Annotated in this window: 13 protein-coding genes; 9 read left to right on the forward strand and 4 right to left on the reverse strand. The window is 64.7% G+C overall.

Going from position 1 to position 12,770, the window contains the following annotated elements; all coding sequences use genetic code 11:
* The first annotated feature begins 5 nt into the window (after positions 1–5).
* The 3 genes from H7F51_RS14530 (at position 6) to H7F51_RS14540 (ending at position 3,684) form a co-directional block, all read left to right on the forward strand.
* Entirely contained in the window at positions 6–1,526 is a 1,521-nt protein-coding gene (locus H7F51_RS14530; protein WP_185665024.1) for a UxaA family hydrolase, read from the forward strand.
* A gap of 109 nt (positions 1,527–1,635) precedes the next feature.
* The gene (locus tag H7F51_RS14535; RefSeq protein ID WP_185665025.1) at positions 1,636–2,763 is read left to right on the forward strand and encodes a mandelate racemase/muconate lactonizing enzyme family protein; all 1,128 of its coding nucleotides are present in this window, start codon (positions 1,636–1,638) and stop codon (positions 2,761–2,763) included.
* A 3-nt stretch (positions 2,764–2,766) separates the two neighbouring features.
* Positions 2,767–3,684, forward strand: a complete 918-nt coding sequence (locus H7F51_RS14540) for an N-acetylneuraminate lyase (RefSeq protein WP_185665026.1) — start codon at positions 2,767–2,769, stop codon at positions 3,682–3,684.
* A gap of 31 nt (positions 3,685–3,715) precedes the next feature.
* Here the strand turns inward: H7F51_RS14540 and H7F51_RS14545 are convergent, their stop codons facing one another.
* From H7F51_RS14545 to H7F51_RS14555, 3 genes are all read right to left on the reverse strand, one after another.
* Positions 3,716–4,657 carry a 2-hydroxyacid dehydrogenase gene (locus H7F51_RS14545; protein ID WP_185665027.1) on the reverse strand — a complete coding sequence of 314 codons (942 nt, stop codon included), beginning with the start codon at positions 4,655–4,657 and terminating at the stop codon, positions 3,716–3,718.
* A 69-nt stretch (positions 4,658–4,726) separates the two neighbouring features.
* On the reverse strand, positions 4,727–6,241 hold the full coding sequence (locus tag H7F51_RS14550; RefSeq protein ID WP_185665028.1) for a malonate--CoA ligase: 1,515 nt from the start codon (positions 6,239–6,241) through the stop codon (positions 4,727–4,729).
* Positions 6,234–7,565 carry a malonyl-CoA decarboxylase gene (locus tag H7F51_RS14555; RefSeq protein WP_185665029.1) on the reverse strand — a complete coding sequence of 444 codons (1,332 nt, stop codon included), beginning with the start codon at positions 7,563–7,565 and terminating at the stop codon, positions 6,234–6,236. Before H7F51_RS14555 ends, H7F51_RS14550 begins: the two co-directional genes overlap by 8 nt.
* Positions 7,566–7,692: 127 nt before the next feature.
* Between H7F51_RS14555 and H7F51_RS14560 the strand changes: the two genes are divergently transcribed.
* The 6 genes from H7F51_RS14560 (at position 7,693) to H7F51_RS14585 (ending at position 12,516) form a co-directional block, all read left to right on the forward strand.
* Positions 7,693–8,367 carry a GntR family transcriptional regulator gene (locus tag H7F51_RS14560; protein ID WP_185665030.1) on the forward strand — a complete coding sequence of 225 codons (675 nt, stop codon included), beginning with the start codon at positions 7,693–7,695 and terminating at the stop codon, positions 8,365–8,367.
* A 143-nt stretch (positions 8,368–8,510) separates the two neighbouring features.
* Positions 8,511–8,957 carry a malonate transporter subunit MadL gene (gene madL, locus H7F51_RS14565; RefSeq protein ID WP_185665031.1) on the forward strand — a complete coding sequence of 149 codons (447 nt, stop codon included), beginning with the start codon at positions 8,511–8,513 and terminating at the stop codon, positions 8,955–8,957.
* The gene (gene madM, locus H7F51_RS14570) at positions 8,954–9,733 is read left to right on the forward strand and encodes a malonate transporter subunit MadM (protein ID WP_185665032.1); all 780 of its coding nucleotides are present in this window, start codon (positions 8,954–8,956) and stop codon (positions 9,731–9,733) included. The genes madL and madM overlap by 4 nt, the downstream gene beginning before the upstream one ends.
* Positions 9,734–10,064: 331 nt before the next feature.
* A complete protein-coding gene (locus tag H7F51_RS14575) occupies positions 10,065–10,352 on the forward strand; it encodes a DUF3489 domain-containing protein (RefSeq protein ID WP_185665033.1) in 288 nt (95 codons plus the stop codon).
* Positions 10,352–10,807: a DUF2924 domain-containing protein gene (locus H7F51_RS14580; protein WP_185665034.1), complete on the forward strand. Its 456-nt coding sequence runs from the start codon at positions 10,352–10,354 to the stop codon at positions 10,805–10,807. The genes H7F51_RS14575 and H7F51_RS14580 overlap by 1 nt, the downstream gene beginning before the upstream one ends.
* Positions 10,804–12,516 (forward strand): recombinase family protein, encoded by a 1,713-nt coding sequence (locus tag H7F51_RS14585; protein ID WP_185665035.1) that lies wholly within the window; start codon positions 10,804–10,806, stop codon positions 12,514–12,516. The genes H7F51_RS14580 and H7F51_RS14585 overlap by 4 nt, the downstream gene beginning before the upstream one ends.
* 48 nt (positions 12,517–12,564) lie before the next feature.
* Here H7F51_RS14585 and H7F51_RS14590 read toward each other — a convergent pair whose 3' ends face one another.
* The gene (locus H7F51_RS14590) at positions 12,565–12,726 is read right to left on the reverse strand and encodes a hypothetical protein (protein WP_185665036.1); all 162 of its coding nucleotides are present in this window, start codon (positions 12,724–12,726) and stop codon (positions 12,565–12,567) included.
* Between the last annotated feature and the right edge of the window lie 44 nt (positions 12,727–12,770).

Here is a 12,770-nt window from a genome sequence, read left to right on the forward strand (position 1 = left end):
CGGAAATGAATGACCTGATCAAGCCATCTGCGGTCCTGCGGCTGCGTCCAGACGACAATGTGGCCCTCGCGCTTCGCCCCCTCGTACCCGGCGACAACGTCCTCGGGACGACGGTCATCGAAGCCGTTCCGGTTGGACACAAAGTTGCTTTGGAGCCGATCCCCGAAGGCAGCGCGGTAATCAAGTATTCGAGCGTCATTGCTGAAAGCACCATCGCGATTGCGCCGGGGCAGCACGTTCACGTGCACAACGCCAGGATGCCGACCGCCGTCCACAAGGCCGGTCGCGGCAAGACCACTGCCGGCCCATCCGTCACGGGGGTAGCCCGCACGTTCTCCGGCATTCGGCGCGCGGATGGCTCGGTCGCAACGCGCAACTTCATCGGCATTCTCACGACCGTGAATTGTTCCGGCACTGTTGCCCGGGCCATCGCCGACCGGTTTCGCGGGGATGCGCTGGCTCAGTGGCCTGGCGTGGACGGCGTCGTCGCCCTCACGCACCCACACGGCTGCGCCATGGGCCGCGACAGCGATGGCATCAGGCTGCTGCGACGCACTTTGGCCGGATATGCCAACCACCCCAATTTCGCCGGCGTCCTGATGGTCGGCCTCGGCTGCGAGTCGAACGAAATGTCCGAGTTGCTGGCGCTGGTCGGCGGCGAAAGCCAGCGCATCCAGGCGCTCGAAATTCAATCTTCCGGCGGCACCTCACAGACAATCAATGCCGGTATCGGCAAGGTTCAGGCATTTCTGGACGAAGCGCGAAACGTCAGGCGCGAGCCGCTGCCCGTCTCGCACCTGACGCTCGGATTGCAATGCGGCGGCTCGGACGCGTTCTCCGGCATCACCGCAAACCCGGCGCTGGGCGTAGCCGCGGACCTGCTCGTGGCGAATGGCGGTACCGCCATCCTCAGTGAGACTCCGGAAATCTATGGCGCCGAACATCTTCTGCTGGCGCGCGCCGAAACCGATGCCGTGGCCGAGGCGCTCCGGCACCGGATTTCCTGGTGGACCACCTATGCGGCCCGGCATGGCGGGACGCTCAACGACAACCCCTCCGCCGGCAACATCGCGGGCGGAATAACCACCATTCTCGAAAAGTCGCTCGGAGCGGTTGCGAAAGGCGGGGGATCGCCGCTGCGGGCCGTCTACGAATATGCCGAACCCATCCGCGAGCATGGCTTCGTATTCATGGATTCGCCCGGTTTTGACCCGGTGTCCGCCACCGGGCAGGTCGCGGCAGGCGCCAACCTTATCGCCTTCACGACCGGGCGCGGATCGACGTTCGGCTGCAAGCCCGTGCCATCGCTCAAACTGGCCACCAACACCCGCCTCTATGAAAACATGCGGGAAGACATGGACATCAATTGCGGCGATCTGCTCGACGACGGCGTGTCGATGGAAGCGAAGGGCCGCGAAATCTTTGAAGCACTGATCGAGACTGCGAGCGGCGTTCAAACGGCCAGCGAGCGCCTCAATTACGGCGAGGCGGAATTCGTCCCTTGGATACCGAGCCCCGTGACATGACCACGCGTTCAGCGGCCCGCACCTGCGCTGCCGGGACCTGAACCCGTCAACGTCACGCCCGACATGCCAGCGAAATGCACCGGCAATTGCAGACTGAGGTTTCTTCAAAATGCAGCATACTATCAAAGACGTTCAGGTTCACCTCGTTTCCACGCCGATCGCGGCAGGCTTCGCCGACGCGACGCGAAAGGTCGAAACCATCGGCTTTCTCGTCGTCCGAATCCTGACGGATCAGGGGTTGGAAGGGATTGGCATCACTTATCATGAAGTCGGCGGCGAGGCGACCGCCGAGCTGATCAGACGCAACATGACGCCCAAGCTGATCGGACGCGATCCGTTCGATACCGAAGTCATCTGGAACGAGTTCTTCCATTATCTTCGCGGCGTCGCCCGAAAGGGATTGATGTATTGCGCGCTCAGCGCAATCGACATCGCCTTGTGGGATCTCAAGGGCAAGATCACAGGCCTGCCGATCTACAAGCTCCTGGGGGGAGGCAGAACGGCGGTTCCGGTCTATGCGAGCGGCGGATGGACTTCATACTCGGACGATGAACTCGTCGCGGAAATGCAAGCCATGGTGGCGCGCGGCTACAACACCGTCAAATTCAAGGTCGGGTACGATGGCGGCCGCAACCTGCGCCGGGATGCGGAGCGCGTCCGAAAAGTGCGCGAAGCCGTGGGGCCCGACGTCACGCTCATGGTGGACGCCAACAATTCCTTCGATGCCGCGAGTGCCGTCCAGTTGGCCAATCGCATCCGGGAATATGACATCGCCCTGTTCGAGGAACCGGTTTTCGCCGACGACATGCCGGGCCTTGCGCGTTTCCGGAAGGGGACTGACATTCCGCTGGGCACTGGCGAGCATGAATACCTCAAATTCGGCGTGCGGGATCTGCTGCTCAACGAAGCCGCCGACATCGTCCAGGTCGATGCCGCCCGTGCCGGTGGATATACCGAGATGATCAAGTGCGCCGCGCTGACCCAGGCGTGGAACCTCAAGTTCGCGCCCCACGCGATGGAGAACATCCATCTGCAACTCGGCGCCGCCGTCCCGAACGTCGTCTTTCTGGAACGGCTTCTCATTTTCGAGGACCTGACCGCCAAGGTGTTCGACAATGCGCCCGTGCCGATCGGCGGCTTGATGCACGTCCCCGATCTGCCCGGACTGGGCCTGAAGTTGAACATGGATTTCATTCGCGAGCACGACGAGACCGCGTCCAGGCATGGGAAGGCCTGAGCAATGACCCGCGAAAAGCGCTACCCCCCCGCCCTCGCCGGCCTGCACGCCGCACTCGCCACGCCCTATGACGCGGATGGCGCCATTGCCCCGGCCTGCCTCGAGCGCCTGATCGATTTCATCTTGGGCCAGGGCATCGACGGCCTCTATGTCGGCGGATCGACTGGCGAAGCGCTGCTGCAATCGACCGAGGAACGCGAGCAGGTTCTCCATCTCGCTGCCGAAGCAGCCCAAGGCCGGGGCGTGCTGATCGGACAGGTGGGATCAGTCGGCACGCGGGAAGCTCAGCGCCTTGCCAAGCTCTGCGCTTCGGCCGGATACCACGCCGTCTCGGCCATTCCCCCGATCTACTTCCAGCATTCCAAAGCGGGGATCCTGTCCTACTATCAGGACATCGCGGAAGCGGCCGACGGTCTTCCAGTCATCGTATACAACATACCGAAGCTGAGCGGCGTCCAGTTCTCCCTTGGTGACCTTGAAGCCCTCCTCGCAATTCCCGGCGTGGTCGGGATGAAGCAGACCTCCATCGACATGTATCAGATGGAACAGTTGCACCGCCTTCACCCGGAAAAGCTCCTGCTCAACGGATTCGACGAGATGCTGCTGGCCGGCATTGCCTCGGGTGCAAACGGAGGGGTTGGCAGCACTTACAACATCATGGGGGCTCGCTATGTCGAACTGCTGCGGCGCTTCAGAGCGGGCGACAATGCCGGGGCGCTTGAAATGCAGGGCCGATGCAATGCCGTACTCGATGCGTTGGTCACCCACGGGGTATTCCCATCGCTCAAGTACTTGCTCTACCGGATGAAAATTATCGCGACTCCGGTCTGCCGCGCCCCGCTGGACAGGATCGACGGCGCCGCAGCCCGCGCACTGGACGCCATCGCCGCCGAACTTTCCGCCGAGGCGCAGCTAGCCTAGCCGCGCCTGACGGAGGGCTGCATGCCCTCCGTCACAAGACCGCGGTGAGAAGTTGCTCGCCTGCGAAATGGGCATCGAGGTTGGCGATCAGCAGGCGCCCCATGGCGACCCGTGTCTCGATCGTCGCGCTGGCGCGATGGGGCTGGAGGACGACGCTGCCCAGCCCGATGAGCTCGCTCGGCACGTTGGGTTCATCGGCGAACACATCCAGCCCCGCACCGCCCAGTCGTCCGCTCGTCAGCGCCTCAACCAATGCCGGTTCATCAACGATGCTGCCGCGAGCCACGTTGATCAGGCAGCCGTACGGCCCGATTGCCTGCAGCACCTCGGCATTGACGATGCCGCGCGAACCAGCCCCCCCTGCGGAGGCGACGACGAAGAAGTCGCACCAGCGCGCCATTTCCACGAGATCGGCCATGAAAGTATAGGGAACGTCGGCCATAGCCCCAAGGTCGTGATAGCCTATGTCCATGCCAAAGCCGGTTGCCCGCTGTGCGATGGCCCGGCCTACCCGGCCAAGGCCGAAAATCCCGATCTTCTTGCGGCTGACGGTGTTGGCCAGCGGCAAGGCTTCCCGCCGCAGCCATGCCCCGTCACGAACGTAGCGGTCACCTGCGCATAACCCGCGGGCGGCGGCAATCAGCAGGCCGATGGCAAGATCGGCCACGTCATCGGTCAGGAGATCGGGCGTGGTCGTCACGCGTACCCCTCTGGATCGCGCGCGATCCAGATCCACTGCGTCCAGACCGATGCCGCTGATCGCGATAATCTCCAGCCCGGCCAGCGTGTCGACGAGGTCGTTATCGGCACCGGTGCCCCCGCCGGTCACAATCCCGCGGATCGTCTGCGCAACAGGCGCGGGCAAAGCGCGCCGGCTTGCCGGATCGAACGCGCGATGGACGGTGTAACGCGCCTCAAGTTCCCGCTCGATTTCGGCGACGAGCGGCTCGAGAAGGAGGATATTCGGTTTCATGAACTCGTCAGGCCTCGCTAATGAAATCAATATGCCTAGCCGACGGAACCGCTCCGCGGCCAGGGCCCATCAGTGCTGGAACGCGCCAGAGTACCGTTCCCGCAACACCGCCTTCTGCACCTTGCCCATCGCGTTCTTCGGCAGCTCGTCGACAAACACAATTCGACGGGGCTGCTTGAAGCGGGCAATCGTGTCGGACAGTGCCGTCGTGATCGCCTCGGCATCGGCAAAGCCCTTCTCGCGCGGCACAATCACCGCCACGATCCGTTCGCCGAGATCGCTGTCCGGAACGCCGATTACGGCCACTTCATGCACTGCCGGCAGCGCATCGATGGCATTCTCCACTTCCGCCGGATAAATGTTGAATCCGCCCGCGATGATCAGATCCTTTTCCCGGCCAACGATGGACACATAGCCTCGGTCATCCATTCTGCCGAGATCGCCGGTTATGAAATGGCCGTTCCTGAACTCGGTGGCCGTCTTGTCGGGCATGCGCCAATAGCCCTTGAACACGTTCGGCCCGCGCACTTCGATCACGCCGACTTCGCCCAGCGGCAGTTCCTCGCCCGTTTGGGGATTGGCGATGCGCACGTCAACGCCAGGAAGCGGCAATCCGACCGTACCGGCAATGCGATCGCCGATGTAGGGGTTGGAGGTATTCATGTTGGTCTCGGTCATCCCATAGCGCTCGAGGATTGCGTGGCCCGTTCGCTCCCGAAATTCGCGGTGAATGTCCGCTGAAAGGGGCGCCGAACCCGAAACGAACAGGCGCATGTGCGATACCAGCTCGCGCACGAAACCCGGCTGCTGGAGCAGGCGGATGTAGAACGTGGGAACACCCATCATGACCGTGGCCCGGGGCAAGGCCCGGATAACGTCACCAACATCGAATGCGGGCAGGAAGATGATCGATGCACCAGCAGCCAGGGTCACGTTCGTGGCAACGAACAGGCCGTGGGTATGGAAGATGGGAAGCGCATGGAGAAGCACGTCCTGACTCGAGAACTGCCACACGTCGCGCAGGGTAAAGGCATTCGACGCCAGATTGTCATGACTGAGCATGGCGCCTTTGGCCCGGCCTGTGGTGCCGGAGGTGTAGAGGATTGCGGCAAGGTCGTCATCGCCCCGGTCAACCGCGGCGAACACCGCCGGGGCACTGCGAGCCAACTGAGCCAGCGATCCGCCGCGCGCACCGTCCAGCGTCTCCACGTGGGACAGGCCGCGCGCCGCCGGAAGCGCCTTGATAGCGTCACGGCGGGCAGGATCGCAGACGAACAGGGCCGGCTCGGCATCGGCCACAAAATAGTCCAGTTCGCCGGCGGTATAGGCCGTATTCAGGGGCAGAAACACGGCGCCTGAACGGAGACATCCAAGATAGAGCAGCAGCATTTCGATGGATTTTTCCACCTGCACCGCCACCCGGTCCCCGGCCTGCACCCCAAGGGAGACAAGCGCATTGGCATAGCGCGCCGAGGCCGTTTCGACCTCACCGTAACTGACCACCGCGCCATCAGGGAGAAATGCGAAGGGCGCATCGCCATCCGCCGGAAAGTTCACGCTCAGGCGGTCATAAAGGTTAGTCATGCTGCAGTTCCATCTGTTTGCGCGTTCCAGCCCCAAGTCGCTCCATCAGGTGCCGGAAGTGCTTGCCGATCGTGATCTGTCCCTGATTTGAGTATGCTTCGTGCAATTCCTCGATTGCCGCGAGATCGTAGAGGTAGTTGACCATCATCCCGGCGCTTTGCCGGATGCCCTTGGGCGAACTGTCGCCCATCCAGTTGAGACGTTCCAGGCGCGCGCCGTTGCCAAGATGAAAGCGGGCTACCGGATCGACCGGCCGACCATCGGCGCTTTTCGCCTCCAGGAAATAGTCCACCCCGGCCTGCAGCAGGTCCATTCGAACCTCGTCGCTCTTGCCCTCGGCCAAAACCGCTGCCGCGAGATCCGGCTTCGTGTCTTTCAGCCAGCTGACAAAGCCCGGAATTGGCGACAGGGTCACGAAACAATCCAGTCCGGGCAAGACCCGCCTGATGTCGGTGGCCACTTGCTTGATCAGGAAGTGACCGAAGGAAATGCCGCGCAGGCCGGGCTGGCAATTGCTGATGGAATAGAAGACCGCGGTGTCCGCCTCGTCCGCTCGCAACGGCACCCTGTCCGGGGCGAGTACGTCCTGAATGCTTTCGGGAATGCCTTTGGTGAGCGCAACCTCCACAAAGATCAGCGGTTCGTCGGGCATGGCCGGATGAAAGAAGGCGAAGCAGCGCCTGTCCGGAGGATCAAGCCGGCTGCGCAATTCGGCCCAGTCCCGAATGTCATGCACCGCCTCATACCGGATCACGCGCTCCAGCAGGCTTGCCGGCGATGACCAGTTGATCGCCTGCAAGGTAAGAAAGCCTCGATTGAACCAAGAGGCCAGCAGGTGCGACAGGTCCGCGTCCACCCGGCGCGCCCAGTCCTGCCCCCGGATCGAGAGCAGATCTTCCCGCATGCGTACCAGTGCCGCGGTCCCACCCTTGCCGAGGTTGAGCAGGCGGAACAGGCGCTGGCGCGGCGCCTCGACGGCGGTGGCAAGCTCCGGCAGCATGGACCACCCCTCCGCAGCATAGCGCCCCCATGCTGCGGCCAGGCGCTCGGGATCGGGATTGAAGTCATCGGCCAGCCGCTCGAAAAATGCCGCGCGCTCGCCCCCGTCGATCTCCGCATACAACGCCAGCAGGTCGCTGGCGATCGCCACGCCAGAGGCTTCGCCGCGCGTCGACAGCAGGTCACGCGCAAGTCCGAGCAGCGTTTCCACCGGCGAGCGCGCAGGCGGGGCCGGATGGGCCGCGAAGGGCAGATATCGGCCGAGCAGGTCTCGCCCACGGCTGGAAAAACCTTGCAGCAGTTGCGACAGTGACGTGCGGACCATCAATCGGCTCCCAACAAAGTGTGCACACGACCTAACTTTTCTTAGATCAGCATACTGCTAGCGCATCAATTCGAGTTTATGTATACACCGAAGCAGGCCGAGGCAAGTCGGCAGGAGGAGACTCTTGATGGATGGACAAACATCGAGCGACGAAGCGGGGGGGCGCCGCCCCCTTCTGTCCGAGCGCATCCGCGACAGCCTGATCGATGCGATCGCGACCGGCCAGCTGGCTCCCGGCAGCAATCTTGATGAACAACAATTGGCGACCCAATACGGCGCCTCCCGCACGCCGGTTCGCGAAGCCCTGCGTCAACTTCAGACCAGTGCGTTGGTGGAAATTGTCGGCAGGCGCACCCTGGTTGCCCGGCTCACGCCAGTCCGGATAATGGAAATGTTCGAGGCGATGGCGGAAATCGAATCCGTCTGCGTGCGCCTGGCCACATACCGGATGACTCCGCTGGAACGCAGCGCGCTGCTTCGCATCCACGAGGCGACTGACGTGGCGGTCGCAGCCGGGGATGTTGACGGCTACGATCGTCTCAATCGCGAGTTTCACGAGGCGCTTTACAAGGCCACGCACAACACTTTCCTGGAAGAGCAGGCGCTGTCGGTTCGGGCGCGCCTCTCGGCCTTCAGGCGTGTCCAGCTCCGTCAACAGGGACGCCTCCCGCGTTCTCGCGGTGAACACGATGAAGTGCTCCAGGCGATCAACGAAGGGGACGGCGAAACGGCAGCCCGGCGCATGCGCGCCCACATGCTGAGCGCGGCCGGCGCATTGGAAAACTATCTCAAGGACCGCTGACACACAGATCAGAAAAAAAGAGACGAGGGGGAAATAGATCAATGGCGTCCGGCCTGTCTATTTCAGCTGGCTAAGTGGCCCGCCACGAACCGTCGCCCCTCTGATCCGAAGCAACCCGAGAACCATAAGCTGGAGGGGAAACAATGCATAATCCAAAAGAGGAACACCTGCCGCCCGGCGACCGCAGATCGGTCATCGTCGGCGTGGCCCTGCTCGCCGCGTGCACCTTGGTGGGCGCGATTGCCGGAGATGCACTGGGAACTGTGCTGGGCGTGAAGGCGAACGTAGGGGGCGTCGGCATCGCAATGATCCTGCTGATCGCGGGACGGATCTGGCTGCTCCGGCGCGGTCTGCTGAGCGGCGGAATCCGGCTCGGCGTGGAACTGTGGGGGGCGCTTTACATTCCGATCGTCGTGGCGATGGCGGCGCAGCAGAACGTCGCCGCAGCGGTTCGCGGCGGACCGCTGGTCATCATCGTCGCGATCGTCACGACGGCCCTGTGCTTCGCGTGCGTGGGGCTGATCGGCCGCGCCGCCAGCTTTCGGCCCTCCACGGGCGAGTTGCCTGCAACCGGCGAGGTGGCGGAATGATCGAGCAGCTTGGCTCTATCGCGCTACGCGTTCTGTCCGCCAACGGCTTGCTGACAGCGTTCGCCTGCGTGGGCTGCGTCATGCTCGCGGCGAACGCCCTGTCGCGCCATCTGACCGCAGGCCGTATCCACGGGTCTGCCATCGCCATCATCATCGGATTGGCCGGCGCATTCTTTGCCGGAACCGTCACTGGCGGGGAGAAAGGCGTGGCCGACCTGCCTATCCTGGCCGGTATCGGCTTGCTGGGCGGGGCAATGCTGCGCGACTTCGCGATCACGGCCACGGCCTTCGAGGTCGATGTTGCCCATGCCCGACAGGCCGGCCTGCTGGGGTTCTTGGCCTTGCTGATCGGAACCGTGCTGCCGTTCATCGTCGGGGCCAGTGCCGCGTGGGTGGCCGGCTATACCGACCCCGTGGCGATCAGCACCATCGGCGCCGGGGCGATAACCTATATCGTCGGGCCCGTAACCGGCGCAGCGCTTGGTGCGAGTTCGGACGTAATTGCCATCTCCATCGCCACCGGGGTCCTTAAGGCGGTGCTGGTAATGGTCGTCACGCCGATGGTCGCCCGCTTCATCGGCCTCAACAACCCGCGCAGCGCAATGATCTTCGGCGGCCTGATGGGCACGGTCAGCGGCGTCACCGGCGGCCTCGCCGCAACGGACAGGCGGCTAGTACCCTACGGGGCGCTCACTGCTACCTTCCACACCGGGCTGGGTTGCCTGCTGGCCCCCTCTGTCCTGCACCTTTCCCTATTGGCGATAATGACAATGTAGGTTGGGGCCCGCGAGCCACGAGCCAGCCTAGGTGACTCCGAAAGATTAATTGTCGGCCGGCGCCATGGGAGCCAAGGGTGCTGCCAGTCATCGAACCCACAGTACGACGCGGATAACACCCATTATACGAAACCGCCCCATCACCCGCCGACCAATCGAAAATCAGCATAATTCCATAAACTTACCCGCACAATTCGCTCGACTTCGGGCTTGTTCCACGCATTGGTGTTGACGGCAGCGCGAGACGCCGTGGCCACGCTCCGGGACCTGACCCCCGGGGCTTTGGGTGGTGGGAGCAGCGCGGTGCTGCTCCGCTGAAGGAGAGCCACCCATGCCCCGCCGAATGGCCCGCGAGCCGCAGAGCCCTGCCCCGAACAACGCCCCCGCCACCGACGCTCCGGCACCTGGAGCCCCCGCTTCCGGGGAGAGCAAGATCAGCAAGGTGCTCGCCCTGCTGCGCCGCGAAGACGGCGCCACCCTGACCGAGATGGTCGAGGCCACCGACTGGCTGCCACACACGACCCGCGCCGCCCTGACCGGCCTCAGGAAGAAGGGCCACGCGCTCGAGAAGTCCAAGCGCGACGGCGCGACCTGCTACCGCGTGACGGGTCTCGCCTGATGGTACAGCGCCAGCCCGCGCCGAACCTCGCCGCGCTCGATGATCTCGATGGCGCCGGGCTTGCCCGGCGCTGGCTGGAGGTCACCGGCCGGCCGGTCCCGAGGGTCAGCAACCGCCTCCTGCGCCTCGCCCTCGCCTGGGAAATCCAGGCGAGGGCCTCGGGCGGCCTGCCCCGCCGCATCCGCCAGCGGCTGGAACAGCGGGCAAACGGCCGCAACCAGACCCGCGAGATCCGCCCCGGCATGAAGCTGGTGCGCGAGTGGAACGGCGAACTGATCGTCGTCACGGTAAGCGAGGATGGCACAATCCGATGGCGCGAACGGACGTGGGATTCGCTCAGCGCGGTTGCCCGCGCGGTGACCGGCACCCGCTGGTCCGGTCCGGCCTTCTTCGGCCTGCGCACCGCTGCGGCTCCGGAAGGCCGCAAGACTGGTTCCCGGAGGGCCGCCGCATGAAAACCGTGCGCTGCGCGATCTACACCCGCAAGTCGAGCGAGGAGGGTCTGGAGCAGGATTTCAACTCGCTCGACGCCCAGCGCGAGGCCTGCGCCGCCTATATTCTCAGCCAGGCCAGCGAAGGCTGGAGCCCGGTGGCCGAGCGTTACGACGATGGCGGGCTCTCGGGCGGGACACTCGAGCGCCCTGCCCTGCAGCGTCTGCTCGGCGACGTGGCCGACGGCAAGGTCGACATCATCGTGGTCTACAAGGTCGACCGCCTGACCCGCTCGCTGCTCGACTTTGCCAAGCTGGTCGAAGCCTTCGACAAGGCCGGGACCAGCTTCGTCTCGGTCACCCAGTCGTTCAACACCACGACCTCCATGGGGCGCCTCACCCTCAACATGCTCTTGTCCTTCGCCCAGTTCGAGCGCGAGGTCACCGCCGAGCGGATCCGCGACAAGCTCGCGGCCTCCAAGGCCAGAGGCATGTGGATGGGCGGGACCCCGCCGCTCGGCTACCGCCCCGATGGCCGCACCCTCGCAGTGGTCGAGGACCACGCCGCAATCATCCGCGACATCTACCGGCGCTACCTCGAACTCGGCTCGGTCCGCCTTGTGGCCGACCAGTTGGTGGCCGCAGACATCCGCTCGCCCCTGCGTCAGACCACATCGGGCCGTGCCTATGGCGGGCAGCGGTTCTCGCGGGGACAGCTCTATGCGATCCTGCGCAATCCGATCTACGTCGGCGAGATCCCGCACAAGGAGCGGACCTATCCCGGCAACCACCCGCCCCTGATCGGCCGCGAGCAATGGGACGAGGCCCAGCGGCTGCTCACCGCCCACCGGCAGGGCACCCGCACCTCGCGCGTGCCCACCGCGAGCCTGCTGGCCGGGCGGATCTTCGATGGTTCAGGCGAGCCGCTCCTCGCCAGCCACGCCTCGAAGCGCGGCGCGGGCAGCGCGCCGACCGCAGCCACCCGTTACCGCTACTATGTCAGCCGCAGCCTCCAGCGCAGCGAGGGTCAGGCAGATACCCCCACCTTCCGCATCCCGTCCCGCGAGATCGAGGAGGTGGTCTGCCGCGAACTCGCCGTCCTGCTCGACGATCCACTCGATCTGGCCGAGCGGGCGGGCCTGCTCATCGAGCCCGCCGTACTGGGTCAGGCGGTGCGGCGCTGCGAGGTCCTCGCCGCCGACCTGCGGCTGCGCCGGACGGCGGCCGTTGCCGCCGTGCTCGACCGGGTCGGGATCCATCCCGACCGGATCGAACTGGCGGTTAAGGTGGACGCCCTCGCCGATCTGCTGAACTCACCGCCCGTTTCAGGTTCCTCCCCTGCCCCCGACATCATCCACACCGTGCCGGTCCGCGTGACCCGAACCGGGCATGTGGTGCGGCTGGTGCAGGACGACAGCGCTTTCGCCACCGGGCCAGAGCGCGCGACCACCCTCGAAGGCCTACTCGCCCGGGCGCACCGCTGGTGGGGCATTCTCTGTCGGGGCGAGACTGACATCACCACGCTGGCCGCGCGCGAAGACGTCACCGCCTCCTACATGACCCGGGTCGTGCGCCTTGCCTTCCTCTCGCCAGAGGTCACGGCCGCGGCGCTCGACGGCCGCCTGCGCGCCGAGATCGATGCGGCAGCCCTGCTTGCGCCCGGGGCGATTGACGCGGACTGGGCAGATCAGGAACGGCGGTTTCTGCCGGGTAAGACCGCAGCGGCCAGATAGCCGCGCAGCCGGTTCGAACAATGGGCCGCCGTCGTTAGCGGCAGACCATCAGGCCGCCTGCGCCTTGGTCAGCGCATCGGCGATCATCGCCGCCATCGCCTCTTCGGCCCGGAGGCGTACGGCCTCGTCCTTCGACGACATGTCGTGGCGCAGCCATTGCGGCGCGCGTTGCACCACGGCCTGGATGATGCTGGCGATGTCCCCGTTCATGGGCGACGCAATGCCTGATCCGTCAGCATTTCGCAAATGCACAA

It is taken from the genome of Novosphingobium flavum (assembly GCF_014230315.1).
Lineage (GTDB): Bacteria > Pseudomonadota > Alphaproteobacteria > Sphingomonadales > Sphingomonadaceae > Novosphingobium > Novosphingobium flavum.

What these genes read in the sequence shown, in the direction of transcription:
- H7F51_RS14560 (WP_185665030.1), top strand. Translation starts at nt 7,693, where the DNA reads ATGGATGGACAAACATCGAGCGACGAAGCGGGGGGGCGCCGCCCCCTT.
- H7F51_RS14550 (WP_185665028.1), bottom strand. Translation starts at nt 6,241, where the DNA reads ATGACTAACCTTTATGACCGCCTGAGCGTGAACTTTCCGGCGGATGGC.
- madM (WP_185665032.1), top strand. Translation starts at nt 8,954, where the DNA reads ATGATCGAGCAGCTTGGCTCTATCGCGCTACGCGTTCTGTCCGCCAAC.
- H7F51_RS14530 (WP_185665024.1), top strand. Translation starts at nt 6, where the DNA reads ATGAATGACCTGATCAAGCCATCTGCGGTCCTGCGGCTGCGTCCAGAC.
- H7F51_RS14585 (WP_185665035.1), top strand. Translation starts at nt 10,804, where the DNA reads ATGAAAACCGTGCGCTGCGCGATCTACACCCGCAAGTCGAGCGAGGAG.
- H7F51_RS14590 (WP_185665036.1), bottom strand. Translation starts at nt 12,726, where the DNA reads ATGAACGGGGACATCGCCAGCATCATCCAGGCCGTGGTGCAACGCGCG.
- H7F51_RS14545 (WP_185665027.1), bottom strand. Translation starts at nt 4,657, where the DNA reads ATGAAACCGAATATCCTCCTTCTCGAGCCGCTCGTCGCCGAAATCGAG.
- H7F51_RS14535 (WP_185665025.1), top strand. Translation starts at nt 1,636, where the DNA reads ATGCAGCATACTATCAAAGACGTTCAGGTTCACCTCGTTTCCACGCCG.
- H7F51_RS14575 (WP_185665033.1), top strand. Translation starts at nt 10,065, where the DNA reads ATGCCCCGCCGAATGGCCCGCGAGCCGCAGAGCCCTGCCCCGAACAAC.
- H7F51_RS14540 (WP_185665026.1), top strand. Translation starts at nt 2,767, where the DNA reads ATGACCCGCGAAAAGCGCTACCCCCCCGCCCTCGCCGGCCTGCACGCC.
- H7F51_RS14555 (WP_185665029.1), bottom strand. Translation starts at nt 7,565, where the DNA reads ATGGTCCGCACGTCACTGTCGCAACTGCTGCAAGGTTTTTCCAGCCGT.
- madL (WP_185665031.1), top strand. Translation starts at nt 8,511, where the DNA reads ATGCATAATCCAAAAGAGGAACACCTGCCGCCCGGCGACCGCAGATCG.
- H7F51_RS14580 (WP_185665034.1), top strand. Translation starts at nt 10,352, where the DNA reads ATGGTACAGCGCCAGCCCGCGCCGAACCTCGCCGCGCTCGATGATCTC.